Source organism: Sulfitobacter sabulilitoris, from assembly GCF_005887615.1.
Lineage (GTDB): Bacteria > Pseudomonadota > Alphaproteobacteria > Rhodobacterales > Rhodobacteraceae > Sulfitobacter_E > Sulfitobacter_E sabulilitoris.
Genome location: NZ_VANS01000002.1, coordinates 592,706 through 618,902 on the forward strand (window position 1 = coordinate 592,706; position 26,197 = coordinate 618,902).

Annotated in this window: 28 protein-coding genes; 16 read left to right on the forward strand and 12 right to left on the reverse strand. The window is 62.8% G+C overall.

The genetic code is table 11. The features are described 5' to 3' along the window. The first annotated feature begins 7 nt into the window (after positions 1-7). The 3 genes from FDT80_RS11230 (at position 8) to FDT80_RS11240 (ending at position 3,286) form a co-directional block, all read left to right on the forward strand. The gene (locus FDT80_RS11230; protein ID WP_138662362.1) at positions 8-814 is read left to right on the forward strand and encodes a taurine ABC transporter ATP-binding protein; all 807 of its coding nucleotides are present in this window, start codon (positions 8-10) and stop codon (positions 812-814) included. Continuing rightward, the gene (locus FDT80_RS11235; RefSeq protein ID WP_138662363.1) at positions 811-2,076 is read left to right on the forward strand and encodes an ABC transporter permease; all 1,266 of its coding nucleotides are present in this window, start codon (positions 811-813) and stop codon (positions 2,074-2,076) included. The genes FDT80_RS11230 and FDT80_RS11235 overlap by 4 nt, the downstream gene beginning before the upstream one ends. Positions 2,077-2,230: 154 nt before the next feature. Further along, complete coding sequence (locus FDT80_RS11240) at positions 2,231-3,286, forward strand: fatty acid desaturase (RefSeq protein WP_138662364.1); 1,056 nt, start codon at positions 2,231-2,233, stop codon at positions 3,284-3,286. A gap of 348 nt (positions 3,287-3,634) precedes the next feature. Here the strand turns inward: FDT80_RS11240 and FDT80_RS11245 are convergent, their stop codons facing one another. The 9 genes from FDT80_RS11245 to FDT80_RS11285 all read right to left on the reverse strand — a co-directional run bounded on the left by FDT80_RS11245 (position 3,635) and on the right by FDT80_RS11285 (position 13,250). After that, positions 3,635-4,780: a sensor histidine kinase gene (locus FDT80_RS11245; RefSeq protein ID WP_138662365.1), complete on the reverse strand. Its 1,146-nt coding sequence runs from the start codon at positions 4,778-4,780 to the stop codon at positions 3,635-3,637. Positions 4,781-4,960: 180 nt separating this feature from the next. Further along, complete coding sequence (locus tag FDT80_RS11250) at positions 4,961-7,114, reverse strand: DEAD/DEAH box helicase (RefSeq protein WP_138662366.1); 2,154 nt, start codon at positions 7,112-7,114, stop codon at positions 4,961-4,963. Between the two features lie 151 nt (positions 7,115-7,265). After that, entirely contained in the window at positions 7,266-7,676 is a 411-nt protein-coding gene (locus tag FDT80_RS11255; protein WP_138662367.1) for a rhodanese-like domain-containing protein, read from the reverse strand. Between the two features lie 60 nt (positions 7,677-7,736). After that, entirely contained in the window at positions 7,737-8,417 is a 681-nt protein-coding gene (locus tag FDT80_RS11260) for a DUF1045 domain-containing protein (protein WP_138662368.1), read from the reverse strand. 91 nt (positions 8,418-8,508) lie between these two features. Then, a complete protein-coding gene (locus FDT80_RS11265; RefSeq protein ID WP_138662369.1) occupies positions 8,509-9,792 on the reverse strand; it encodes a TRAP transporter large permease in 1,284 nt (427 codons plus the stop codon). Further along, positions 9,789-10,337 carry a TRAP transporter small permease subunit gene (locus FDT80_RS11270; protein ID WP_138662370.1) on the reverse strand — a complete coding sequence of 183 codons (549 nt, stop codon included), beginning with the start codon at positions 10,335-10,337 and terminating at the stop codon, positions 9,789-9,791. Before FDT80_RS11270 ends, FDT80_RS11265 begins: the two co-directional genes overlap by 4 nt. A 33-nt stretch (positions 10,338-10,370) precedes the next feature. Continuing rightward, positions 10,371-11,402 carry a TRAP transporter substrate-binding protein gene (locus FDT80_RS11275; RefSeq protein ID WP_138662371.1) on the reverse strand — a complete coding sequence of 344 codons (1,032 nt, stop codon included), beginning with the start codon at positions 11,400-11,402 and terminating at the stop codon, positions 10,371-10,373. A 50-nt stretch (positions 11,403-11,452) separates the two neighbouring features. Continuing rightward, positions 11,453-12,280, reverse strand: a complete 828-nt coding sequence (locus tag FDT80_RS11280; RefSeq protein ID WP_138662372.1) for a putative hydro-lyase — start codon at positions 12,278-12,280, stop codon at positions 11,453-11,455. A 91-nt stretch (positions 12,281-12,371) separates the two neighbouring features. After that, positions 12,372-13,250 carry a LysR family transcriptional regulator gene (locus FDT80_RS11285; protein ID WP_138662373.1) on the reverse strand — a complete coding sequence of 293 codons (879 nt, stop codon included), beginning with the start codon at positions 13,248-13,250 and terminating at the stop codon, positions 12,372-12,374. A 464-nt stretch (positions 13,251-13,714) separates the two neighbouring features. Here FDT80_RS11285 and FDT80_RS11290 point away from each other — a divergent pair, with 464 nt between their 5' ends. From FDT80_RS11290 to FDT80_RS11315, 6 genes are all read left to right on the forward strand, one after another. Then, complete coding sequence (locus FDT80_RS11290; protein WP_170311848.1) at positions 13,715-14,698, forward strand: response regulator; 984 nt, start codon at positions 13,715-13,717, stop codon at positions 14,696-14,698. A 331-nt stretch (positions 14,699-15,029) separates the two neighbouring features. Next, positions 15,030-15,245: a YgaP family membrane protein gene (locus tag FDT80_RS11295; protein WP_138662375.1), complete on the forward strand. Its 216-nt coding sequence runs from the start codon at positions 15,030-15,032 to the stop codon at positions 15,243-15,245. After that, positions 15,245-15,676 (forward strand): YeeE/YedE family protein, encoded by a 432-nt coding sequence (locus FDT80_RS11300; protein WP_138662376.1) that lies wholly within the window; start codon positions 15,245-15,247, stop codon positions 15,674-15,676. Before FDT80_RS11295 ends, FDT80_RS11300 begins: the two co-directional genes overlap by 1 nt. Positions 15,677-15,679: 3 nt before the next feature. Further along, the gene (locus FDT80_RS11305; protein WP_138662591.1) at positions 15,680-16,132 is read left to right on the forward strand and encodes a DUF6691 family protein; all 453 of its coding nucleotides are present in this window, start codon (positions 15,680-15,682) and stop codon (positions 16,130-16,132) included. An 11-nt stretch (positions 16,133-16,143) separates the two neighbouring features. After that, complete coding sequence (locus FDT80_RS11310) at positions 16,144-17,028, forward strand: MBL fold metallo-hydrolase (protein WP_138662377.1); 885 nt, start codon at positions 16,144-16,146, stop codon at positions 17,026-17,028. Positions 17,029-17,052: 24 nt separating this feature from the next. Further along, positions 17,053-18,807, forward strand: a complete 1,755-nt coding sequence (locus FDT80_RS11315) for a SulP family inorganic anion transporter (protein WP_138662378.1) — start codon at positions 17,053-17,055, stop codon at positions 18,805-18,807. Here the strand turns inward: FDT80_RS11315 and FDT80_RS11320 are convergent. From FDT80_RS11320 to FDT80_RS11330, 3 genes are all read right to left on the reverse strand, one after another. Further along, on the reverse strand, positions 18,791-19,837 hold the full coding sequence (locus tag FDT80_RS11320; protein ID WP_138662379.1) for a YeeE/YedE family protein: 1,047 nt from the start codon (positions 19,835-19,837) through the stop codon (positions 18,791-18,793). The two genes, FDT80_RS11315 and FDT80_RS11320, sit on opposite strands and share 17 nt — an antisense overlap. A gap of 39 nt (positions 19,838-19,876) precedes the next feature. Then, positions 19,877-20,212 carry an ArsR/SmtB family transcription factor gene (locus tag FDT80_RS11325; protein WP_138662380.1) on the reverse strand — a complete coding sequence of 112 codons (336 nt, stop codon included), beginning with the start codon at positions 20,210-20,212 and terminating at the stop codon, positions 19,877-19,879. A 108-nt stretch (positions 20,213-20,320) separates the two neighbouring features. Next, positions 20,321-20,695: a thioredoxin domain-containing protein gene (locus FDT80_RS11330; RefSeq protein ID WP_138662381.1), complete on the reverse strand. Its 375-nt coding sequence runs from the start codon at positions 20,693-20,695 to the stop codon at positions 20,321-20,323. A 76-nt stretch (positions 20,696-20,771) separates the two neighbouring features. On the opposite strand from FDT80_RS11330, the gene FDT80_RS11335 reads away from it, so the two are divergent. The 7 genes from FDT80_RS11335 to soxB all read left to right on the forward strand — a co-directional run bounded on the left by FDT80_RS11335 (position 20,772) and on the right by soxB (position 26,173). After that, a complete protein-coding gene (locus tag FDT80_RS11335) occupies positions 20,772-21,509 on the forward strand; it encodes a cytochrome c biogenesis CcdA family protein (protein WP_138662382.1) in 738 nt (245 codons plus the stop codon). 14 nt (positions 21,510-21,523) lie between these two features. Next, positions 21,524-22,093 (forward strand): thioredoxin family protein, encoded by a 570-nt coding sequence (locus tag FDT80_RS11340; protein WP_138662383.1) that lies wholly within the window; start codon positions 21,524-21,526, stop codon positions 22,091-22,093. Positions 22,094-22,208: 115 nt separating this feature from the next. Continuing rightward, positions 22,209-22,682, forward strand: coding sequence for a sulfur oxidation c-type cytochrome SoxX (gene soxX, locus FDT80_RS11345; protein ID WP_138662384.1), 474 nt, complete (start codon positions 22,209-22,211; stop codon positions 22,680-22,682). 45 nt (positions 22,683-22,727) lie between these two features. Beyond that, a complete protein-coding gene (soxY, locus tag FDT80_RS11350; protein WP_138662385.1) occupies positions 22,728-23,144 on the forward strand; it encodes a thiosulfate oxidation carrier protein SoxY in 417 nt (138 codons plus the stop codon). Between the two features lie 20 nt (positions 23,145-23,164). Then, positions 23,165-23,494, forward strand: coding sequence for a thiosulfate oxidation carrier complex protein SoxZ (soxZ, locus tag FDT80_RS11355; protein WP_138662386.1), 330 nt, complete (start codon positions 23,165-23,167; stop codon positions 23,492-23,494). Between the two features lie 84 nt (positions 23,495-23,578). Beyond that, positions 23,579-24,376, forward strand: a complete 798-nt coding sequence (soxA, locus tag FDT80_RS11360; RefSeq protein ID WP_246039938.1) for a sulfur oxidation c-type cytochrome SoxA — start codon at positions 23,579-23,581, stop codon at positions 24,374-24,376. A gap of 99 nt (positions 24,377-24,475) precedes the next feature. Continuing rightward, positions 24,476-26,173: a thiosulfohydrolase SoxB gene (soxB, locus tag FDT80_RS11365; RefSeq protein ID WP_138662388.1), complete on the forward strand. Its 1,698-nt coding sequence runs from the start codon at positions 24,476-24,478 to the stop codon at positions 26,171-26,173. Positions 26,174-26,197 lie beyond the last annotated feature (24 nt).

The window sequence follows — 26,197 nt, forward strand, 5'->3', positions numbered from 1 at the left end:
AACAGTTATGACCGGACTATCCATTGAACACCTGTCGATGCGTTTCGACCTGCCGGATGGCGGAGCGGTGCAGGCGCTCAAGGACGTGTCGCTTGACCTCAAGGCGGGCGAGTTGCTGAGCGTGCTGGGGCCGTCGGGCTGCGGCAAGACCACGCTGCTGAACATCGTCGCCGGATTTCTGGCCCCGACCGAGGGCAAGATCGTGCTGAACGGGCATGACGTCAAAGGCCCCGACGCCGAACGCGGCATGGTGTTTCAGCAAGGCGCGCTGTTCGAATGGATGAGCGTGCGTGAAAACGTGGGCTTTGGCCCCTCGATGAAGGGTATGCCGAAGCATGACAAGGCCAAGGTGGTCAACCGCCTGCTTGATGTCGTCGGCCTGCAGGATTTCAAGGAAAAGGCGGTTTATGAATTGTCGGGGGGCATGCAGCAGCGTGTGGCGCTCGCGCGGTGTCTGGCCAATGATCCGGATGTGATCTTGATGGATGAACCCCTGGGCGCGCTGGACGCGCTGACCCGTGAAAAGATGCAAAGCCTGGTGCTCAAGCTCTGGAAAGAGACGGGCAAGACGATCATCCTGATCACCCACTCCGTCGAAGAGGCGCTGCTGCTGGGTGAACGGTTGCTGGTGATGGCCCCCCGACCGGGGCGCATTCACCGCGAATACCGTCTGCCCTTTGCCGAAATGGGTGTGGGCGCGGATCTGCGCGAGGTCAAGAAACACCCCGAATTTGCGCAAAAGCGCGAGGAAATCCTGAGCATGATCTGGGACATGGAAGAAGAGATCATGGGCCGGCAGGAGGAAAGCGCATGATCCCCTTTCTGATCTATGCAGGTATCTTTGTCGCCGCTTTTTACATGGTCCGCTTTGTCATGGAACGCCGCGGGCGCAGCGATTACGGTTCGCTCAAGACCGTGACGTTCGGCGATGAAAGCGCGGTGGTCAGCAATCGTTATGCCTCTGTCATCTCGATCCTGACGATCTTTTTGTTGTGGGGCATGTTCACCGGGTCGGCGTTGTTGCCCAAATTCCTGCATGCGCCGGGACCCTTCGAAGGGGTTGCGACCTTTGAATACACCGCCGCCGTCGGCAATGATCGCGACACCGCGACGGTGACGGTTCTGGTGCATCCCATTTCCGAGGACGCGACCGCGCCGCAGGTCGACCCCGGCGACGGATGGGCCAAGAACGACAGCGCGACCGTGGGCGCATGGCGCAGCGGTTTGATCCGGGTGGACCGCAACGACGAGATCGGGCGCGATGCCGGGGCCGAGGTGATCGAGGTCGACGGCCAGAAGATCGGGCCGGGCCGCAGTGTGGACACCGAATTCGGCCGCGTCGGAATGAGCCCGAAAGGGACCTTGAATTTCGAACCCAGAAAGGGCTGGCAGATGGAGCCGATCTGGCTGCCCGCGCCCGAGGCCGTGGTCAGCCGCGTGATCGAAATTGCGGGCGAAGGCTTTCGCGGGTCGACCCTGTGGGAACACCTGGGCTATTCGCTGTTCCGCGTCGTGGTGGGGTTCTTGTGCGGCGCCATCGTCGGGATACCGCTGGGCTATGCGATGGGGCTCAGCAACTGGTTTCGCGGGTGGTTCGACCCGATCGTCGAATTCATGCGCCCGGTGCCGCCGCTCGCGCTGATCCCGCTGGTCATCATCTGGGCCGGCATCGGCGAGACGGGCAAGATCATCCTGCTGTTTCTCGCGGCGCTTTGGATCATGGCGATTGCCGCGCGGTCGGGTGTGTCGGGTGTGAATATCTCAAAGGTGCACGCGGCCTACAGTCTTGGGGCCAGCAAGTGGCAGATCATGCGCTATGTCATCATCCCCAATTCCCTGCCGGAAATCTTTACCGGCGCGCGGGTGGCGATGGGGGTCTGTTGGGGCACAGTGGTGGCGGCCGAACTGGTCGCGGCGGAAAAGGGGGCCGGCATGATGATCATGGTCGCCTCCAAGTTCCAGAATACCGATATCGTGATCATGGGGATCATTCTGATCGGGGTCATCGGCTTTGGCATCGACATGCTGATGCGCTGGGCCGAGCGGATCCTGGTGCCATGGAAAGGCCGCGGCTAGGTTGGCGTGGCCAGACAAAGCGTGACACGCGTGACGCATGCGCCGCAATCAGCGGCAGAACGCCACGTTTCCCTTCATCTTTGGTCAATCCGCTTGTGTAATCGTGTCACTCGTTTATCCCATCGGGGCGCGCGCAGTTGATAGGCAAGGGTTCATGATTTCTCAGACGATCTCCACCGGTGAGGCTGTTGCCGCACCTCCGGCGCCGCGTGCCGCGGCATCATGGGTGAAAACCCTGTCGCAATACCGGCAGCCCGATCCGGCGCGATCCGCCTTCGAAGTCGCGGTCAGCCTGCTGCCGTTTCTGGCGTTGTGGGCGCTCGCATGGTGGGCCACATCGGTCAGTTCCCTGCTTGCGCTGGCGATTGCCTGTCTCAACGGATTGTTCCTGGTCCGCCTTTTCTGCATCCAGCACGATTGCGGGCACGGCGCCTTTTTCGCCAACAGACGGCTGAGCGATTGGACCGGCCGCGCGCTCGGCGTTCTGACCCTGACGCCCTATGACGTGTGGCGCAGGTCGCATGCGATCCACCATTCGGCGACCGGCAACCTGGACAAGCGCGGGTTTGGCGATGTCAAAACCCTGACGGTGGCGGAATACCGATCGCGCGGATGGGCCGGGCGGCTGGCGTATCGCGTGTACCGCAATCCCCTTGTCCTGTTCGTTCTTGGCCCGGTCTATGTGTTCTATCTCGAAAACCGCATTCCGGTGAATTTCATGCGCGGCGGCTGGCAAATCTGGACCAGTGCGCTGGGCACCAACCTGGCCATCGCGGCCTGTGTCTGGGGGATCGTCTACTTCGGCGGGTGGTCCACGCTGCTGTTGGTATTCGTGCCGACGACGCTGATCGCGGCCACGCTGGGCGTTTGGCTGTTCTACGTGCAGCACCAATTCGAGGAAACGCATTGGTCCGCCGATAAGGATTGGGCCCTCCACGATGCGGCCCTGCACGGCAGTTCGCACTACGTCATGCCGCGGGTGCTGCAATGGTTTACCGCGAATATCGGTATTCACCACGTGCACCATCTCTATAGCCGCATCCCGTTCTACCGGTTGACCGACGTTTTGCGCGACCACTCCGAACTGGCACAGGCGCAACGGCTCAGCATCCGGGAAAGCATTGCCTGTGCGCGCCTGCATCTTTGGGACGAGGGCGAGCGACGCCTGTTGTCGTTCCGCCAGATGCGACGCAGGTACGGCGCGGTGTAGCGCGGCACCAGCGCCCGAAAGCGGTGCGGGACATCGGGGTCAGACCGGGGATATGGTTCGTTTGATCCGTGGTAAGGGGCTTGGTCAGGCAGTCCCTGACAACTGCGTATCGGGCGGGGCGCAGTCCAGAGATTGCAAGCCGCTGATACGCGGCATGTTCACATCCGGCAGGATCAGATCGACAGGTGGGGTTCCCGCCGGCGCAGACAAGCACAGGCGCCCCGTGTCCAAGCCAAGCTGATCCTCTGCTCGCCGAATTCGACTGTGCCGATGATGTGCCTGCACGGCACGTGATCCACCGCGTTATCGTCGATTGGCATCAACGATCCGATACGTGCGCGGCACAGGTCACGGCGTGGCAAATGAGACGGTAAAGGTCGATCCTTTCCCTTGCGTGGATCTGGCTGCGATATGTCCACCGTGGCTTTTGGCGATACGGCGACACATGCTCAGGCCCAGACCGCTGCCGGGGATGTCCTCCTGCCGGTGAAGGCGATGGAACATCGCGAAAATGCGGTCCTGATTTTCTTCCGAGATGCCGATGCCGTTGTCACTGACGGAAACCGCGCGGGATCGACCGTCAGCGGCGCGGACTTCGGATACGGTGATGCGCGGCGGCACATCTGGGTTTCGGTATTTGAACGCATTTTCCAGCAAGTTCTGAAACAGGATCCGTACCTGGTTCGAATTGCCGGTCAAGGGCGGCAGGTCGCCGACGTCGATCGTGCCGCCCGTCTGCTGCACCATGGCATGAAGATCGGCGACCACATCCTCGACCACCGACTTCAGATCGATGGTTTCGCGGTGTCCATCGTCGCCGATTACGCGGGTATAGCGCATCACGTCGTCGATCAGCCTCTGCATCCGGTGCACGGTTTGCAGGCTCATGGTCAAAAGCTCTCGACCGTCCTGGTCCATGCGGTCGGCCTGACCGGTCTGGAGTTCCCCCAGCAACAGGTCGAGTGTATTGACCGGGGATTTGAGGTCGTGGGAAATGGAATAGGCAAAGGACTGCAGCTCTTCGTGCGCCGCCAAGCCGGCGTCTTTTTCGGCGATGATCTTCTGTTCCGCGGTCTTGATCGCCGTCAGGTCGTTATGCGCGCCCAGCATACGGATCGGTTTGCCGGTGGCATCGCGGATCGCGATTCCGCGACAGCGTACCCAAACGGTAGAGCCATCGGCGTGTCTGTACCGCACGACCTGATCATAGGGATGGCTTGCATCGGCGCAGTGCCTTTGAAAATTTTCCAGTGCCAGATCGCGATCCTCGGCAAAGATCAGATCCTGCCATTCGGACGGATCGTGGCGTTTGGTGGCGGGATCTATACCCAGCAGGGCCCAGAATTCCGGGCTCATCCACTCCTGGTCCGGGGTTTCCAGATCCCAGTACCAGCAGCCATCCAGGGATCCCTGCTGAAGAAACCGCCACATGCCGGGATCCTCCTGAAACAGGGTTTCGAGTTCGCTTTGCAAATAGTGTCTTTGGCTGGTCACGTATCACCCATGCGCTGTCAAAGCCCGCGCCGCTGAAACAGGGTCACGGGCAAATGCAGACCGCTCCACGCTCAAGTGCCGGGGGCGGTCAGTGTCGGGATAGGTGATTTGGATTAATTCAGGCTTAATCGCGCCCCGACGCCGCGTTTCTTCGGCGCCGGGGCGATCAGGGTCTGCCGTTCAGGGCTTGCGGCGCGGGGTCGCGTTCGCGCCCTGCTTGCCGCGGTTCTTCGGCGGGCTGAAGCGTTTGGACGGATCGGCCGCGCGGCTCTTGCCGCCATCGCCGGCGGGCTTGGCTCCGGGTTTGGCAAAGGGCTTGCCCGCGGGTTTGCCGTTTGGCTTGCCTTTCGGAGCGCCCTTTCCCTTGGTGTAGGATTTGTCGCCGCCGCGATCTGCCGGGGCATCCTGCCTGTCGCGGGGCGGCGCGTCGCGCCGGTCCTTGGTCCAGACCGGCTTGGCGCGGGGCGCAGGCGCTGCATCGCCCGATTTGGGCTTTGGCGTGGCGCCGGGCTTCATCGGCGACCGCTCGGTCTTGTGCGATTTGGGCGGGCGCTTCCCTTTTGGCGCCGCCGCCGGCTTGAAGGGCTTCGGCGTCTCGGCCACGGCCCCGGCCTTGGGTGCGGGTGCCGGGCGCGGAGCGTCTGCGACCGGGCCGCTGTCCAGCGGATCGTAGGCCGGTTTCGTGGCCCGCGCCGGTTTCTTGAAATCCGGTTTGGGGCCGCGGGGTTTGCCACCGGGCTTGGGGCCGCGATCCAGATTGGGCGCGGCGTCGAGCCGGGTCAGTTTCGCACCGGCTTCCAGCGTCATGTCCGGCCCGACGGACGCGATGAACGCATCGGCGCGCGCGGCGAGGATTTCCACGAAGCTGTGGCTGGGCTGGATACGGATCGCTCCGATGTCGTCCTTGGTCAGGTCGCCCAGGCGGCACAACATCGGCAACAGCGTGCGCGGCTCGGCGCCATCGTTTCGCCCTGTCGAGACGGAAAACCACACCGACGGGCCAAACTCGCCGCGGGGGGCGGTCGCCTCTCCCGGTGCGCCGGGCTCGTTCAGTTCCTCGGGCGCGGATTGCCGCGCGCGGTACAGGTTCACGAAGGCAGAGGCGAGTTGCTCGGCGCTGAACTTCTCGATCAGTTGTGCGACGAACTCCTGCGCCTCTTCGGGGGCGGCTTCGGTCCAAGCGGGATCGCCCAGCAGGCGTTCTTCATCGCGCGCCGTCACTTCGGCGGCGGTGGGGGCGCCGCCCCATTCCGCGCGCAGCTTGGCCCCGCCAAGCAGGCGGTTGGCCTTGGTGCGCAGCTTGGGCGGCACGATCAGCGCGGACACGCCTTTGCGACCGGCCCGGCCCGTCCGGCCAGAGCGGTGCAGCAGCGTGTCGGAGTTCGACGGCAGATCGGCGTGGATCACCAATTCGAGGTTGGGCAGGTCGATGCCGCGCGCCGCGACATCGGTGGCCACGCAAACCCGCGCGCGCCCGTCACGCAGGGCTTGCAGGGCATTTGTCCGCTCCGACTGCGTCAGCTCGCCCGACAGCGCCACGACGGAAAACCCACGGTTGGTCAGCTTCGTCGTCAGCCGCGCCACGGCGGCGCGGGTGTTGCAGAAGACGATGGCGTTTTGCGCCTCGTAAAGCCGCAGCAGGTTGATGATCGCCTTTTCCAGGTCGCTGGGGTGGACGTTCAGCGCCCGGTATTCGATATCGGCGTGCTGTCTGGTTTCCGACACGGTTTCAACGCGCTGGGCATCTTTCTGGTAGCTTTTGGCCAGCTTTGCGATGGCAGGCGGCACGGTGGCCGAAAACATCAGGGTGCGGCGCGTGTCGGGCGATTCCGACAGGATGAATTCCAGCTCTTCGCGAAAGCCCAGATCCAGCATTTCGTCGGCTTCGTCCAGAACGACGGCGCGAATCTGGCTCAGGTCGATGTTGCCGCGCTTGATGTGATCGCACAAACGACCCGGTGTGGCGACGACCACGTGCACGCCACGGTCCAGTGTGCGGCGTTCCGCGCGCGCGTCCATGCCACCGACACAGGTTGTCACGACGGCACCCGCCTTGGCATAGAGCCATGTCAATTCGCGGCTGACCTGCATCGCCAATTCGCGTGTCGGCGCAATGACCAGCGCCAGCGGCGCGCCCGCCTGCGCAAAGCGGTCGGCATCGCCCAGAAGCGTCTGCGCGATGGCGAGGCCAAAGCCCACCGTCTTGCCCGATCCGGTCTGGGCCGACACCAGCAAGTCGGCCTGTGCCAGCGCGGGGTCGGTGACCGCGTCCTGGACCGGTGTCAGTGTATCATAGCCCTGTTGGGCCAATGCGTCGGAGATCGTCTGTATCAAGGAGCTACCTGTCTTGGGTTGGTGCCCTGAAAATGGGCACGACGGCGCGCAAAGGGGTTTGCCGCCGGGGTTGCCCGCGTCCCTAAGCGCATTGCGCGGCAGAGTCGATGCAAATCTATGACACGGTTTGTGACGTCGCGGCGCGAAGGCGCTATTTGGTGCGGTCGGTTTCGGGATACACAACCGGGCCGCCCTGCTTTTCCCAGGTGCCAAAGCCCTCTTTCAGATGGGCGGCGGGAAACCCCATGTCATTGAGCGTGGCCACGGTCAGCGCCGACCGCCACCCCGAGGCGCAGTGAAAGACGAATTTCTTGTCCTTGGCGAAGATGTCCTTGAAATAGGGGCTGTCCGGATCGACCCAGAATTCCGCCATGCCACGCGGGCAATGAAAGCTGCCGGGGATATAGCCCATGCGTTCGCGTTCGCGGATATCGCGCAGATCGACGATCACCACCTCCGGATCGCCCAGCATCTCGATGGCGTCGGGGGTTTCGATTTCCTCGATGCGGGCGCGGGCGGCTTCGACCATTTCGGCGACAGAGGTCTTGAGGGTGCGGGTCATGGAGGTCCTTTCCGTTTTGGCCAGAGTGGACCATCGCGGCCCGCCAGGCAATCCGGCGGCTCAGCCCTGCAAGCCATGGCGCGAGATTTCGTGGAAACAGCCGCTCTCGTCCTCGCCCATCAGGGTCAGCGCGTCGATGACGCAGGGCCGGGTCAGCAGTGGCGCAATCCGCGAGGCCAGCGCGGCGCGCACGGCCATGGCGGCGTCCCCCTTGACGCGACCGGTCAGGGTGATGTGGAACTCGAACTCCTCCATGACATAGGGATAGCCCCAGCGGACCAGATAGTCCTCCTGCCGCGGGCTCAGGTTTGCGCGGCGGCGTTTTGCAAGCGTCTCCACCGAGGAGGGGCCGCGGAAAGGATCCAGTTCCCGCACCACGCTGCTCTCCAGTTGGGCGAGCCCACGACAGGGCGCGCGCGGACGCAGGGCAATGAAGCCGTACCGATCCGAAAGCTCCAGCCCATCGTCCAGACGGACGGGCGCAATGCTCTGGCACAGATCGGCAAGCCCCGCGTCGAGGTCACCCGGGTCGGTGCCCGGCGCGATGGAAAACGGAGCCTTCATCGTTGCATGCAGGCCATAGCGGCGCGGCGTGCGGGTGATCGCCGCGACATCCACGCCGGGCACATCGGGATGCGGGCGCTTGGTGCCCTTGCGACTGTCCCAGCCCAGCCATGCCGCGCCAAAGGCCGCCAGCCCGCCCGGAGGTGGCGTGTAGAAAACCGCATAGCGTGTGAACATGGTCGGACCGCCAGAAAAACTGCACCGCGCTAGCCAAGGCGCGGTGCAGCCATGTCATGAATTCCGCGATGCGCCAAGGCGGCGCATCAGATCATTGCAACACGCTCGGCAGATAGAGCGCGATCTGCGGGAAGGCGATCAGTGCCGCGACCATCGCGATCATCATCGCCACGTAGGGCAGCGTGCCCAGCATCACCTCGGTCATGGTGCCGGATTTTCGCGCCCCCTGCACCACGTACAGGTTAAGCCCGACAGGCGGCGTGATCAGCGCCATTTCGATCAGCACGATCATCAGGATGCCGAACCAGATCACGTCATAGCCCAGTTCCGCCACCAGCGGGACGATGATCGGGATCGTGACCACCATCAACGACAGGGTTTCGATGAAGAACCCCAGCACGATATAGATGCCCACGATCACCAGCAGCGTCAGGAACGGCGTGAGGCCGAGACCGGTCAGGAAGTCGCGCAGTTCACGCCCCAGCCCGGCGGAGGCGAGCGTGAAGTTCAGGAACGACGCACCGATGACCACCAGCATGATCATCGAGGTGATCTTGACCGTGCCCAACATGCTTTGGCTGAGCATCGGCAGCGACAGCCCGCCGAACAGTCCGGCGATGACGAAAGTACCTGCAACCCCCACGGCGGCGGCTTCGGTCGGGGTGGCCCAGCCCTTGTAGATCGATCCGACGATGGCTGCGAACAGCAGGATGATCGGCACCAGGTTGACCAGCGCGCGCAGCATCTGCGCAAAGGGAAACAACCGCCGCTCACCGCCCAGATCCGGACGGATCATGCAGACGATGGCGGTGATCACCACAAAGGCCAGCGCCAGGCCGAGGCCCGGCACAAGACCCGCCAGAAACAACTGCGGGATCGAGGATTGGGTCAGAAAGCCGTAGACGATCAGGTTGATCGACGGCGGAATCATGATGCCCAGGGTCCCGCCCGCCGCGATCGCACCGGAGAACAGCTTGGGGTCATAGCCCAGCTTTTCGGCCTGCGGCATGGCGACGGTGGCGACGGTCGCGGCGGTTGCCACCGATGACCCGGAGGTCGCGGAAAACAGCGTCGCGGTGGCGATGTTGGCGTGGATGAGCCCGCCGGGCAGCCAGCTGACCCAGCGGTCCAGCGCCGCGTAGGTGCGCGTGGCGACACCGGAACGGACGAGGATTTCACCAAGCAGCACGAAGAAGGGGATGGCGATCAGCGTGGCGGAGTTCGACGAAGACCACACCATGTTGCCAAGTCCCCGCATCAACGGGAAGGCGCTGAAGAAGACATCCACGCCGAACCCCAGGAGGAACAGAACGATGCCAACGGGAATCGACAGGCTGAGCAGGGCCAGAAGGCCGACGGCGACATAGGTGATCATTGCAGGCTGTCCACTTCGGCAAAGGCCCCGATGGCCGCTTCGGATTGGTCATAGCGACCGCGCAGGATCATACCTGCCGCGATCAGTGTGATGATGCAGGACATGAGGGCGAACCAGACCCAGCCCGCGAACCACGGCCCCTGCACCCAGATCAGCGGCGTGGCCAGAACCGTATTGGCGCGCGATGCGTTGGACAGCGATGTTTCGACGACGGGCCAGCAGCGAATGGCGATCAGCACGATGGTGGCGCTGAGCACCACCATCGAGAACAGATCGAAGAGGGACCGGCCAAGATCGCCTACACGGCTGCGGATGAGGTCGATGCGCACATGGCCCAGTTCCAGCAGCGTGAATGCCATGCCCCATGAGGTTGCGATCGCCATCACGTAGCCGCTGATCTCGTCGGTGCCGCCAAATGACGTTCCGACCTGTCGCAGAATGATATCCAGAAGGACGAAACCGGCACAGGCCAGCAACATCAGCCCGACCGCGACGGCGACCCATCGGTTGAGGCTGCGCAGTGTTTCAAGCAGACGTTGGTCCATGCCGGTTTCTCCTTTTGGTCAGGTGGCGGACGATCAGTTGATGGTCACGCCGACGGTTTTGCCGATCGTGTCGTTCCAGCGCGTGGCCCAGTCGCCACCCGCGCGTGTCGCCCAATCGGGCAGCACCTCGGTCTCGAGGATCTCGCGCGCAGTGGCGAAATCTTCGTCCGACGCTTCGACGAGGGTCATCGACCGCGCATCGCCAGAGGCACAGTCGCCCGTACCGGTCAGGCAGGCCACGTCATTGGCAAGCGCGTTTTGTGCGCTGTCCCAGGCCGGATCCTCGAAGTCGGTCTTGATGGTGTCGGCGATCAGGGTCTGCGTCTCGGCGCTCAGGCTGTTCCACTTGTCGAGGTTCATGGCCGTCACGACCGGATCCCAGCCGCCAAGCGGCAGCGGCATCAGGTGTGTGGACACTTCCCACCAGCCCGCGCTGTAGCCCGACCCGGCACCGGTCACGGCGCAATCGACCACGCCCTTCTGCAGCGCCCCCGGCACTTCGGAGAAGGACACGGCGACCGCTTCGGCGCCCAGGGCTTCGAGCAGCAGACCGGTCATGCGGCCCGACGCCCGGATTTTCAGGCCCTTGAGATCGGCCAGCCCGGCGATGGGCGCGTTGCAGAACACGACCTGCGGCGGATAGGGCGCGATGGCCAGCACCTTGGAATTGAAACGGTTGGCATAGATGTCGTCGACCATCGGGCGGGCGGCATCGACCATCGCGCGGGCCTCGTCCGCGGTCAGCGCCAGCAGCGGAACATCCAGACCTTCCAGCTCGGGCGCGTCTGCCACGGCGTAATCCGCCACGGTCATGCCGACGTCATAGACGCCCTGGCCCAGCAGGTTATAGACGTCGCCGGTGCCCAGCCCCATCTGGTCGTGGGTTGTCAGCTCAACCGTCAGATCGCCGCCCGACGCTTCGGGGAGCGTCGTGCTCCAGTACGGGTTTTCATATTGCTTGTGCAGCGGCAGACCGGACCAGCTTCCGACGACGGCAAGGGTTTCGGCACTTGCGGGCAGGGCCAGCGCGGTGGTTGTGGCCAGAATGGCAAGGGTTGTACGCATGATGATATCCTCCGTGGTGTTTCGATTTTTTGACGTGATGATTTCGGGGGTCAGCCCCCGGGCGGCAGAACGGTGGTTTCCGCGTCCTCGGCGACGTCCGCGATCAGCATGTGACCAGGGGCATGGGTGATGCAGAGGGGCAGGTTGGCAGCCAGCAGGACGTTTTGCGGGGTCACGCCGCAGGCCCAGTAGACGGGCACTTCGCCCGCCGCGACCTCGACCGCATCGCCCCAGTCCGGCGCGTCAAGATCGGCGATGCCGATCGCTGCCGGGTCGCCTTGGCCGATCGGTGCCCCGTGCGCCTGCGGAAAGGCCGCGCTGATGCGATAGGCGTCCTCGACGCGGTTCTTGGCGATGGGCCGCATCGTCACGACCATTTCGCCCGAAAAACGCCCCGCGGGCACCAGCGGCAGGCTGGTGCGGAACATCGGCACGGTCAGGTCACGTTCGATATGGCGCACCGGAATGCCATTGGCGACAAGCGCGTTTTCGAAAGTGAACGAACACCCCAGCGCCACCGTCACCAGATCATCGCGCCAGATGTCCGAGATGTCGGTGACTTCCTCCGCCAGCGCGCCGTCGCGGAACACGCGATACCGCGGCACGTCGGTGCGAATGTCGATATCCCGGCCCAGCGTCGGCAGCATCGGATTGCCGGTGTCGCTCACCCCCACGATCGGGCAGGGCTTGGGGTTGCGCAGGCAAAACCGCAGAAAGTCCAGCGCGTAGGCTTCCGGCAGGATGGCAAGATTGCATTGCAGGTGGCCCGGCGCCAACCCGGCGGTGTGCCGGTCGTAGCGCCCGGCACGAATGGCGGCGCGCACGGCGCCGGCACTTTGGCCGACAAGGTCAGCATGGGGGATTTGGGTTTGCGTCATGGCAGCGGTCTCCGGTTGCGGCAACGCTCGCATAAGACTAAAATCCAATCAAATTATCATTTTTAATAGATTTCGATCCAAAAAATGAATGTCAGGTCGGATGATGCGTCGCCCAGGCCTCGGCGACCCTCTGTGCAATCCGTGCGCTGGTCTGCGACAGAAAGCTGTGCGGCTCGGCCAGGTATGAGGCGGTGAATTCAAGCGGTTTCGAGGTAAAGCCGGGGTCGAACTCGGTGATCATCCCGTCGCGCAGCAGATCGACGGCAAGGGCCCGGGGATAGGGCCCGACGGCAATACCTGCCGCGATCATCTGCAGGCTCGCCGACAGCGACGCCGACGAATAGACCCGTACATTGGGCCCGACGGCATGGGCCAGATCCTGCATCAGCTCGCGGTAGGGCCGGGTCTTGGACGAATATGAAATCACCGGCGTGCGCGTCAGGTCGACATCGCCCATCGCCGTGGATTTGTACCAATGCAGGTCGAACCGCGGCAGCGCCACGTTTCCCACCGAAAATTCCGACACCGGCCCCATCAGAAACGCCAGGTCAAGCGTCTGGTCCAACAGGCTGCGGCGCAGGTTGACAGAAATGTCCACCGTCAGTTCCAGGTTGATGCGCGGATAATCGTCGTTGAACGCCTTGAGGAACTCGGGCAGCCAGCTTTGCGCGATGGTTTCCGAGGCGCCGATGCGAAACAGGCCTTCGGTCTCGGCCGGAGAGGCGACGCGCTTTTTGATTTCTTCTTCGACGAACAACATCTGCTTGGCATAGTTCAGCAGTACCGTCCCCTGCTTGGTCAGGACCAGTCCGGTGGATTGCCGGTCCAGCAAGGGCACGCGCAATTCGTCCTCCAGGTTGGCGATGCGGGTCGATACGGCCGGCTGCGACAGGTGCAACTGCTCGGCGGCCTTGCGAAATCCGCCCAGTCGGGCAACCCAGAAAAACGTGCGCAGTTGCTCAAGCGTCATGTATTGGCCTTGATTGTTTTGAAATCTTGATCGGCATGTCGCCCTTGTAATCGAAAATCTGGATCATTTGATCGGCCCATTGGAGCGCTGTCGCGATTTGCGGCAGCTTTTCGCCGATCCAGGCAGTTAATGTCGAGTTGCATTATTTGGTCACAGTTCCGCCCAGATACGGAATTAATAGTTGGTTAAGTGATCAGTGTCCCGCTGTGGTTGCATCATGTTCGAGCAGCGAGCAGGGGGGCGGAAGAGTAGTAAGTTCCGTTTGTTTTACGGATTGAACCCCCACCCTCGGGCAGGCCGCAGTCATACTGTGCCGCCCGAGCCGATCAGAAGTGAACGCGTATTTATGCCAGATTATGTCTTCAGCGCAGCAGCCCTTCGGGCATCTGTTTCCTGCACTGGATGGCGGTCGGCATCGGCGCAGCGTTCGCATAAACTTCATCCGCTTCGTAAAGGGTAGAGCTATGAAAATACTGGCAGTAGACGACGACCAATTCATTCTTGAACTCGTACCCACGCTTCTTGGCGCGGCCGGATATGACGACATCACAACCGTATCCTCGGGGGCCGAGGCGCTGGCCGCCATCCGACGTGCCGAAACCGATTTCGATTGTCTGCTGTTCGATATCCAGATGCCCGGCATGGATGGCATCGAACTTTGCGCTCAGGTGCGGCGCATGCGCGCCTACCGGAGGGTGCCGATCATCATGCTGACCGCGATGGCGGAAAAGGACTTCATCGAACGCGCCTTTGCGGCGGGCGCCACCGATTACATCACCAAACCCTTTGACATCGCGGAAATGACCGCGCGCATCCGTGTCGCCGAAAAACTCGTGACGGCCAAGTTCGAGGCGGATCAATCCGAGGGCGGGCGCATCGGCTATACCCGGTTCGGCGCCGGACACGCATTCGCGCTGGCCGACGAGGTCAAGATCGACGAGGTTGATCGCCTGATCGATTTCTTCGCGCTGGGCAACTACGTGTCGCAGTTGTCGCGGACCGGTCTGTCGGTCAGCCAGGTGTTCGCGGTCAAGATCGACGGTGTCGCCGACCTTTATGCGCGCGCGACCACAGATGAATTCATGTATGCGCTGACCGAATTTGCCGATTGCATTTCGCAGGTTCTGGTGTCTGACGGCTACCTGATGTCCTACGCGGGCAACGGCGTGTTCATTTGCATCTCCAACAATCCCGCGTTGCTGCCCTGCCAGGAGCTGGAGGAAAATATCCAGGCTTTGCTGACGGAAACCAACCCGACGTTCGACGACGGACAGCCAATGGCCCTGCAAGCGTCGGTGGGCAGCCCGCTTCGGCCCAACGCAAGCCGCACCCAGCGGGTGAAAAAGACATTCGACCGCGTGGTCGCCCGGGTCGAGACCCGGTCCGACAAGAAAGAACGCAGCGACGTGGTAGAACAGCGGATACCCGACAGGGTCGCTTCGCACTGACGTCAGACAAGGGGGCCGCCGATCGTGCGGCCCCTTTTCGTTCGCGCGTTCGATCCGCGATCAGCGACCGGCGCGGCCTTTTCAAGGGGGGGCGTCAATCCCCGGCGGCCTGGTGCGCCGATCCCTGAATACCCCTTCTCTTCACGGTCCGCACGCCCGGCCCGATGCCCCGGAAATGCGGTGACGTGATCCGCCCCCGGCTTTGGCCGGGTGCCCATGTTCCCCGGTGCAGGGAAAAATTTCATAATCCCCGGAATTTGGTGACTTAAGTCACTTAACCGCCTGCACACTGGCCCTAAACTCCGCGCTATTAGCAAAAGGAGTTCAAGCTATGACTGCCAATGTAGGAACAACCGATCGCGTGATCCGGGCCGTCCTCGGCCTTGTTTTGCTGGTGCTGCCCTTTGTGAACGTCTGGAGTGGGTTCGAAAACGTCTATCTGACCTATTCCAGCGTGATCGTCGGGATCGTTTTGCTGGCCACGGCGATCGCCGGAACCTGCCCCCTGTATTCGGTTCTGGGCCTGTCCACCAACGGGAGAACGTAATGGAAACGGTTTTTACCCCCTGGCAATCGCTGGGGGGTGGTGCGCTGATCGGCATCGCGTCGGTCTTGTTGATGCTGGTTTTGGGCCGGATCATGGGTGCCACGGGGATCCTGGCGGGTGTTCTGTCGCCTGTGTCCCTGGGTGACTGGTCATGGCGGGTGGCCGTGCTGGCCGGCATGATCAGCGGCCCGGCGGCATTGTGGCTGCTCAGCGGAGAGATGCCCGTCGTGCAGGTGCCGTCATCCTGGCCGATGCTCGTGCTGGGCGGTGTCCTGGTGGGGGTCGGTGTGACCTTCGGGTCGGGCTGTACTTCGGGGCATGGCGTCTGCGGCATGGCCCGGTTGTCCCGGCGATCCTTCGCCGCGACCGGGACATTTATGGTGGCCACGGCGCTTACCGTCTACCTGGTGCGCCACGGGTTCGGAGGATAGATGATGCGACTTGTTGCAGGATACCTGATCGGTCTGATCTTTGGCGTCGGGATTTCGCTGTCCGGCATGGCCAATCCGGCCAAGGTCCTGAATTTCTTTGACGTGGCAGGGGCGTGGGACCCCAGCCTTGCCTTCGTGATGGGCGGCGCGCTGGCGGTGACCTTTCTCGGCTATCGCTTTGTCCTGGCTCGGCCGGCCCCGGTTCTCGAGACGCAGTTTCAATTGCCAAGCAACACGAAACTCGACCCGTGGTTGCTGGGCGGTGCCGCGATCTTCGGCGTGGGCTGGGGGCTTGCCGGGTTCTGTCCCGGCGGTGCGCTTCCCGCGCTGGGCACCGGCCGGACAGAGGTGTTCGTCTTTGTGGCGGCGTTGATTGCTGGTATCTTGCTGGCCAAGGCGGTGGCCCGCACCGTGCAGACCGGCACCCCTGGCGCGCGTTCGTCGGCTCAATCATAACGGAGACACACATGACGCAATATCCCGTGAACATGAACGTCAAGCCCGACGTCTCGGCCCATTTCGACCCTGCGACCAACACGATCAGCTATATCGTCAAGGATCCCGACAGCGACCATTGCGCCATCATCGACAGCGTGATGGACATCGACTATGCCGCCGGGCGCATCACGTACGATCACGCCGATGCGCTGATCGCCGAGGTGCAGCGGCGGGGGCTGACGCTGGACTGGATCATCGAAACCCATGTGCATGCGGACCACCTGAGCGCCGCGCCCTATATCCAGCAGAAGCTGGGCGGCAAGATCGGGGTCGGCGAAAAGATCATGGTGGTGCAGGAGACCTTCGGCAAGATCTTCAACGAAGGCACCGAATTTCAACGCGACGGCAGCCAGTTCGACGCGCTGTTCAAGGACGGCGATACCTACGCGGTCGGCAAAATGCAGGGCTTTGCGATGTATACGCCCGGGCATACGCCCGCGTGCATGGTGCATGTCATGGGCGATGCCGCCTTTGTGGGCGATACCCTGTTCATGCCCGATGGCGGTTCGGCGCGCGCCGATTTTCCGGGCGGTGACGCGGGCCAGCTTTATGACAGCATTCAAAAGGTGCTGAGCCTGCCTGACGACATGCGGCTTTTCATGTGTCACGACTACGGCCCCAACGGCCGCGAAATTCAGTGGGAAACCACGGTGGCCGAGGAGAAGGCGCACAACATCCACGTCGGCGGCGGAAAGACGCGCGAGGATTTCATCAAGTTCCGCACCGAACGCGATGCGCAACTGGACATGCCCAAGCTCATCATCCCCTCGCTGCAGGTGAACATGCGCGCGGGCGAGGTGCCCAAGGACAAGGACGGGCGCCCGATGCTCAAGGTGCCGGTGAATGGCCTGTGACCTGTTTCCGGGTCGGGCCCGGACATGAGCCATAAGGAATTAGCGCGCTATCTGCCGATCCTGAAATGGGGCCGGCGGTATGACAGGGGCGCGCTGACCGGTGATCTGATCGCGGCGGTGATCGTCACGATCATGCTGATCCCGCAATCGCTGGCCTATGCCCTTTTGGCGGGCCTGCCGCCCGAAGCAGGGCTTTACGCCTCGATCGCACCGATCATCCTTTATACGATATTCGGCACCAGCCGCGCGCTGGCGGTCGGGCCGGTCGCGGTCGTGTCGCTGATGACCGCCGCCGCGCTGGGCGAGGTGGCCGCGCAGGGCACGATGGGCTATGCGGTGGCCGCGCTCACCTTGGCGGCTCTGTCGGGGGCAATTCTGTTGGCGCTGGGTATATTCCGGCTCGGCTTTCTTGCGAATTTCCTGTCGCATCCGGTGATCGCCGGTTTCATCACCGCCTCCGGCATCCTGATCGCGGGCAGTCAGCTCAAGCATGTGCTGGGGATCGGCGCAGAGGGGCACACCCTGATCGAATTGTCCCTATCGCTAGCGACCCATCTGGGCGACGTGCATTGGATCACCCTGGCTATCGGCGGCTCCGTCATCGCGTTTCTGGTCTGGGTGCGGCACGGGCTGAAGCCGGTCTTGCGACGGCTCGGCGCCGGCGCGGGGCTGGCCGATGTGCTGACAAAGGCCGGCCCGGTCGTGGCAGTCGCGCTCAGCACGGCGGCGGTCTGGCAGTTCGATCTGGCGGCGCGCGGGGTGTCGATCGTGGGCGATGTCCCGCAAAGCCTTCCGCCGCTGACGGTGCCGTCGCTGTCGCCCGCTGTGATCGGGCCGTTGCTGGTGCCCGCATTGCTGATTTCCGTGATCGGGTTCGTTGAATCGATTTCGGTGGCGCAGACGCTGGCGGCCAAGAAACGCCAGCGCATCGATCCCGATCAGGAGCTTATCGGGCTGGGTGCGGCCAACATGGCGGCCGCCTTCACCGGCGGGTTTCCGGTGACGGGCGGGTTTTCCCGGTCGGTGGTGAATTTCGATGCGGGCGCTGAAACCCCGGCTGCGGGGGCATTCACCGCCATGGGGCTGGCCATCGCGGCGCTGGCATTGACGCCGCTGATCTATTTTCTGCCCACCGCCACGCTGGCCGCCACGATCATCGTGGCCGTGCTCAGCCTTGTGGATTTCAAAGTCCTGCGCCGCAGCTGGAATTATTCGCGCGCGGACTGCATGGCGGTGGCGACGACGATCCTGATGACGCTGGCCCTGGGGGTCGAGGTGGGCGTGTCCTCGGGCGTGGTGCTGTCGGTGTTGCTCTATCTCTACACCACGTCGCGCCCGCATGTGGCCGAGGTGGGCCTGGTGCCGGGCACGCAGCATTTTCGCAACATCGAACGGCATGACGTGCTGACCGATCCACGCCTTCTCAGCCTTCGGGTCGATGAAAGCCTCTATTTCGCGAATGCCCGGTTCCTGGAGGATTACGTCCATGACCGCGTGGCCAAGAGCCCGTCGATCGAACATGTGGTGTTGATGTGTTCAGCGGTCAACGAGATTGATCTGAGTGCGCTGGATTCGCTCGAGGCGATCAACACGCGCCTGTCGGAGCGCGACGTCACCCTGCATCTGTCGGAGGTCAAGGGCCCGGTCATGGACCGGCTCAAGCGGGCCGACTTCCTTGAGAAGCTGACAGGGCAGGTCTTCATGTCGCAATACGATGCCGTCATGGCGCTCGCGCCGACGCCCAGCCGCCCGGTTCGTCTGGCTACGCAAAGCCGGTGATCAACTGGCGCAGGCCGATCGCGGCCCCCGCAAAGATCGCGGCAAACGTGATCGGCGCGCTGAACGACAGCACCGAAAACGCCGATATTCCCTGGCCGATGGTGCAGCCGACGGCCAGAACCGCGCCAAAGCCCATCAGCACCGCGCCGAGGATCTGGCGCTTGAGTTCGCGCGGATCCTCGCAGGCCTCCCACCGGAAATGCCCCTTGATCAGACTGCCGCAGAATGCTCCGGCCAGCACGCCAAATACGGATCCGACCCCAAAGCTGAGGCCGCCGCCGCTGGAGGTCATCAGGTAGAGCATCGTTTCGCCCAAGGGGGCGGAAAACGTATGCGACACGACGGTCTGTCCGCTGAACCCGGTGTCGGCGACCCACTGCGTGCCGGCCCAACCGCTGGCCACGGCAAGCCCCACCACCGTGCCCCACAGCACCGCTCGCCGGTCGGCCAGAAAATGCCGGGCACCCAGCGACGCAAGCGTGATGGCCAGGCTGATAAGCAGCCCGCCGATGACGACGGGCAGGCCGGTCAGCCCCTGCAGCAGGTCGGGATAGCCACGCATTTGCGACGATATCGCGGTAGCGGCCTCGAAGCTGACACGCAAACCGGCCAGTGGCCCGGACAGCATGACAAAGGCCGAAAGCCCCATCACGGTGACGATCACGAAAGACCGCAGGTCGCCGCCGCCGAAGCGTGCCAGCGCGCCGAAGCCGCAGTTGCCCGCCATCGACATGCCATAGCCGAACATCAGCCCTCCCAGGACGCTGGCCAGCGGCGACCACGGCACCCGGTAATACAGCGTCTGCGACAGATCGAGCGCCCCCAGCCCCGCAAGCCCGAAGCTGGCCAGACCCGCGATGCCGATGGCAAGCCCCCACATCCGCAGACGCACATCGCTGGACTGATACAGGACATCTTCGATCGAGCCGAGAGTGCAGAACCGGCCCAGCCGTGCGGCAAGGCCCAAAAGCACGCCCCCCGCGCATCCGATCAGTGCGATCAACATTGGTTCCGAAAGCCCGCTCAGCATGTCACCGTCCCCCCGTCAGGATGCTGCAGTCCGGGTCGGTCAACCGGTTTTGCAGAACAGATCATATACCACGTCCAGCACCTTGATCGCCCGGCTGTCGCTCAGGCGATAGTATATCGCCTTGCCGTCGCGGCGCGGCGTCACCAGCCCTTCGGTGCGCAGGCGCGACAACTGCTGGGATACGGCGGCCTGTCGCGCCGACAGCAACTCCTCCAGTTCGGTGACGGATTTTTCGCCCGTCGCCAGGTGGCACAGAATCATCAGGCGTCCCTCATGGCTGAGCGCTTTGAGGAAATTCGCGGCATCGCAGGCGCTGGTCATCATCCGCTCAATCTCGGCGTCGGACATGTCGTTTGAGATTACAGGCAGTGTCATTGTGGCCTCTGGTCTCCCGAAAGGGGCGATAGCCGTCCTTTTAGCGGCAATCGACGCACCGTTGCAATTGTTTCGCGCCCTCGATTGACCCGGCACAGGCCGTGGAGATCACGATTGCGGCACTGTCGCGTCGGGATGTGTGTCGAGCAGACGCAACAGCATCGGCCAGAAGAAATCGGCTCCGGCGTAGCCTTCCATGCGGCCAAGTTCCCGGCCCGCATCGACCAGGACGAAGGTGGGTGTGAACACCGGCGGCGACGAAAATGCGATATCGGCGGGCAGATCGTGCAATTGCACCCGCCGCAACGGCGCGCGTCGGCTTTCTTGGGTCTTGGGATAGATATGCGAAATTTCTGCGTCCCACTGTTGGCACCAATGGCAGCCGTGCTGTTCGACCATCACCAATTCTGCGGCGCGCGCGAAGGTCGCCGTGCCGGCAATCGCGACCCAGAATGAGAAAAGAGCAGCAAGGATGCGATGCATGACAGTTCCGATTGACGCCGATGTAACACATAACATAGTTTGAATGTGTCAAACGCGCAAGTCGGGGAGGGCTCGTATGCTGGATGTTTCCATCCTCAGTGCGCTGGCAGGCGGGCTTATCGTGTTCTTTTCACCCTGCGTGCTGCCTATCGTGCCGTTTTACCTAAGCTACATGGCGGGCGCGTCGATGGCGGAAATCAGCGCAGAGGGCGATCTGCCGCCCGGTCTGCGGGTCCGCGCCTTTGCCGCGTCGGTGATGTTTTCGCTGGGGATCATCACGGTGTTCGTCCTGCTGGGGGCGGCGGCCTTTGGGTTCAGCCAGGCGTTCCGCAGTCACATGACGGAATTCCGGCTGTTCGCGGCGGGTGTCGTGCTGATCATGGGGCTGCATTTTCTGGGCGTGTTGCGCATTGGCGTACTGAACCGGGTGTTCCAGACACAGGCGGGCAGCACCCAAAGGATGTCTGTGCTGGGCGCCTATGTCGTGGGGCTTGCCTTTGCCGCCGGGTGGACGCCCTGCGTCGGCGGCGTTCTCACGGCCGTGATCTTTGCCGCCAGCACCGAAGCGACCGCGATGCGCGGGTTGCTGCTGCTGCTGGTGTTCGGCTTTGCGATGACCGCGCCCTTCATGGCGGCGGCTTTGTTCATCGGGCCGTTCTTGCGTTTCGCGGCGGGGTTCCGGCGGTACCTGCCCCTGGTGGAAAAGGCGATGGGTGGTCTGTTGATCGTGTTCGCCGTGCTGATCGCGACCGACAGCGTGAATATCATCGCGCAATGGATGCTGGAGACATTCGATGTCTTTCAATCGATCTGAGGGAGGAGAATGAAATGAAACGGTTATTGCTGACCATGGCCGCGCTGATTCTGGCCTTGCCGCTCGGGGCGGCGGAGCTTGGCGATGACGGGCTGCACAAGACGGACTGGATGCGCGACACGTTCAAGGATCTGCGCGAAGACCTGGCGGAGGCCAAGTCCGAAGGCAAAAGGCTGGTGCTGCTGGTCGAGCAACGCGGCTGCATCTATTGCACCAAGATGCATCAGGAGGTGTTCCCGCGCGAGGAGATCGACAGCTATATCCGCGATCATTTCTTTGTCGTGCAGATGAACCTGTTCGGCGACGTCGAGCTGACGGATTTCGATGGCGAGGTCCTGACCGAGAAACAGGCGGCCGGCAAATGGGGTCTGCTGTTCACGCCGACGATCCTGTTTCTGCCCGAGGACGTGCCGGAGGGACACTCGGCCGCTCAGGCAGCCGTGGCGACGATGCCCGGCGCCTTTGGACCGGGCACCACGCTCGATCTTTTGACCTGGGTGCGGGAAAAACGCTACGCGACAGAGGAAGACGCAAGTTTCCAGAAGTATCACGCCCGAATGATCGAACAGCGGCGCGCCGAATAGGGCTTTGAGAACAAGCGTCAAGCAGGATAAATTCATTTTTCGGAATTTGATCTTGCGCAGTCTGGTTTTCGCGCCCTATGATATACGAAACTTTGAATGTGTTTCGGGAGGGCGCATGAAACTTCATATCACAACAGCCATTGCCGCGGTGGCCTGCGCCACATCAGCATGGGCCGGCGAAATCGCACCGACGCAAGTGGCCTTTGACGATGGTCAGGTCGCACAGTCGTTGAGCGGTGCACCGGGCGATCCGGTCTCCGGGCGTGAAATCGTCGGCAGCAAGAAGCTGGGCAACTGCGTGGCCTGTCACGCCGTCGGCGACCTCAGCGAGGTTCCGTTCCAGGGCGAGATCGGCCCGATGCTTGACGGGGCCGGCGACCGCTGGAGCGAAGCGGAGCTGCGCGGAATCGTGGCGAATGCCAAGATGATGTTCCCCGAAACCATGATGCCCGCCTTCTACAAGACCGAAGGTTTCATCCGGCCCGGCAATGCCTACACCGGCAAGGCCGCGGACGAGACATTCGGTCCGATCCTCGCGGCGCAGCAAATCGAAGACGTGGTTGCCTATCTCGCGACGCTGAAAGAGTGACGCGCGCCACCCCCCGGCAATGATCAAGATCAGGAGTTCACAGACATGGAATTGACCAGACGACAGGCGATTGCGCTGGGCGCGGGTGCGCTGCTGGCGGCACATCTGCCCCACACCGCCTATGCGGCAGGCGAGGAGGCGATCCAAGCCTTTACCGGTGGCGCGGCCTTGGCCGACACCGGCATCACGCTGACCGCTCCTGAAATCGCCGAAAACGGAAACACCGTTCCGATCGAAGTATCCGCGCCGGGCGCGAGCGAGATCATGGTGCTGGCGCTCGGCAATCCGACCCCGCCGGTGGCGACGTTCAAGTTCGGTCCGCTGGCCGCAAGCCAATCCGCGTCAACCCGGATCCGCCTGGCAGGCACGCAGGACGTTCTGGCGATCGCCAGGCTGGCGGACGGGTCGTTTGCGCAGGCGAAAGCCACGGTCAAAGTCACAATCGGCGGCTGCGGCGGCTAAGGCATCAAGGAGAGTTGAACATGGCATCTGGTGTAAAACCCCGCGTCAAGGTCCCGAAGACAGCCGCCGCTGGCGAAGCTGTCACGATCAAGACGCTGATCAGTCACAAAATGGAATCGGGCCAGCGCAAGGACGATGACGGCAACGTCATTCCGCGGTCGATCATCAATCGCTTCACTTGCGACTTCAACGGCGAGAACGTCATCGACGTGACGTTGGAACCGGCGATTTCCACCAACCCCTATTTCGAGTTCATGGCCACCGTGCCCGAGGCCGGTGAGTTCAAGTTCACCTGGTACGACGATGACGGGTCGATCTACGAAGACAGCAAGAGCATCGCGATCGGCTAGTCGATCATGCATCAGGGAGGATGGAACATGAAAAGAACGACACAGGCGCTTGGCGCGCTGGGGGTGGTGCTGTTTTCGGCGTCGATGGGCCTTGCCGATCCGGTCGACGACACGCTGATCATCAACGAGGAAACGGAAATCGTCACCCGCACGGCGGCGCCCGCGCATATTTCGGACGCCCTGGACGAGGTCATGTCCGGCTGGCTGTTCCGCGGTGCCGAAACACGGGCCATGCAGGCGGATGATTTCGACAATCCCGGCATGATCTTTGTTGAACAGGCCGAGGAAAAATGGGCCTCCGCAGATGGCTCCGAAGGCAAATCCTGTGCCGATTGCCACGGCGCCCCCGAGGAAATGGCCGGCGTTCGCCCGGTCTATCCCAAGTGGAACGAGGCCGCTGGCGAAGTTCGCACGCTCGAGATGCAGATCAACGATTGCCGGACCACCCGCATGGGCGCGGACAAGTGGAAATACACCGGCGGCGACATGGTCAACATGACGGCGCTTCTGGCGTCGGTGTCGCGTGGCATGCCCGTCGACGTGGCCATCGACGGCCCCGCGCAATCCACCTGGGAGCAGGGCAAGGAACTGTACTATACCCGGACCGGTCAGCTCGAACTGTCCTGCGCCAACTGTCACGAGGACAACTATGGCAGGATGATCCGCGCCGATCATCTGAGCCAGGGCCAGATCAACGGCTTTCCGACCTACCGGCTCAAGAACACCAAGCTGAACGCGGTGCATTCGCGGTTCAAGGGCTGCATTCGGGACACGCGGGCGGAAACCTACGATGCGGGTAGCCCGGAATTCGTGGCGCTTGAGCTTTATGTGGCGTCGCGCGGCAACGGGCTTGGCGTCGAAGGCCCATCCGTTCGCAACTGAAGACGGGCAGGGCCCCGCGCCGCGTGTGCGGAGCGGGGTTTTGCACACTCATAAACATTCACAAATTCGCATGTGTTATGCGACTGGGAAGGGCTCGACATGATCTCGCGGCGCGATTTTCTTCAGACTGGCATGGCGGCTTCGGCCATTCTGGGCACGTCGGGGTTCGGCAACTGGGGTCGGCTGGCCGCGCAACAGGCTTTGACACAGGACCAGTTGTTGCAGTTCGATACCTTTGGCAACGTGTCGCTGATCCATGTCACTGACATTCACGCACAGCTAAAGCCGATCTATTTCCGCGAACCTTCCGTCAACATCGGCGTCGGCCCCAACAAGGGCAAGGTGCCCCATGTCACCGGCGCCGATTTCCGCCGCCTCTATGGGATCGAGGATGGCAGCCCGTCGCATTACGCGCTGAGTTCGGGCGATTTTGCCGCGCTGGCGCAGGGCTATGGCCGTGTCGGCGGGCTGGATCGCGTGTCCACCGTCATCAACCAGATCCGGTCCGAGCGCCCCGATGCGCTGCTGCTCGACGGTGGTGACACGTGGCATGGCAGCTATACCTGCTACCATACGCAAGGGCAGGACATGGTCAACGTGATGAACGCGCTCAAGCCCGACGCGATGACGTTCCATTGGGAATTCACTCTCGGGTCGGACCGCGTGAATGAAATCGTCGAAAACCTGCCCTTCGCGGCGCTGGGTCAGAACATTTTCGACGCCGAATGGGATGAACCGGCCGAACTTTTCCCGCCCTACCGGTTCTTTGAGCGTGGCGGCGTCAGGATCGCCGTGATCGGTCAGGCGTTCCCCTATATGCCCATCGCCAATCCCGGCTGGATGTTCCCCGAATACGCCTTTGGCATCCGCGACGAGCACATGCAGGAGATGGTGGACGAGGTGCGGGCGCAGGGCGCGGAACTTGTCGTCTGCCTGAGCCACAACGGCTTTGACGTGGACAAGAAGATGGCGGGCATCGTCGGTGGCATCGACGTGATCCTGTCCGGCCATACCCATGACGCGCTGCCCGAACCTGTTCTGGTGGGCGAGACGATCATCGTGGCATCTGGCTCCAACGGGAAATTCGTGTCCCGCGTCGATCTGGATGTGCGCGACGGGCGCATGATGGGCTTCCGCCACAAGTTGATCCCGATCTTTTCGGATGTGATCGCGCCCGATCCGGCGGTCACGGCCGTGATCGACGAACAGCGCGCGCCCTTCACCGAACACCTGAGCGAGGTCATCGGACAGAGCGATGCACTCTTGTACCGGCGCGGAAATTTCAACGGCACCTGGGACGATCTGATTTGCGACGCGCTTCTGACGCAGCGCGAAGCCGAGATCGCCCTGTCGCCCGGCGTGCGCTGGGGACCGTCGATCCTGCCGGGGCAGGACATCACGCGCGAGGATATCTGGAACGTCACGTCCATGACCTATCCGGAGGCGTACCGGACGGAAATGACCGGCGAATTTCTGCACGTGGTGCTTGAGGATGTCGCCGACAACCTGTTCAACCCCGATCCCTATTACCAGCAGGGCGGCGACATGGTCCGCACGGGCGGGCTTGGCTATCGGATCGACATCACTCAACCACAGGGCAGCCGCATCACCGAATTGACGCTGCTCAAGACCGGAGAGCGCATCGACCCCGCGCGCAGCTATCAGGTCGCGGGGTGGGCCTCGGTCAACGAAGGCACCGAAGGCCCGCCGATCTGGGACGTGGTCGAAGACCATATCCGGGCACAGGGCACCGTTTCCGTGACACCCAACACCAGCGTGGACGTGGTCGGCGCGTAAGGGCGCGCGGACAAAGGAGAGGCA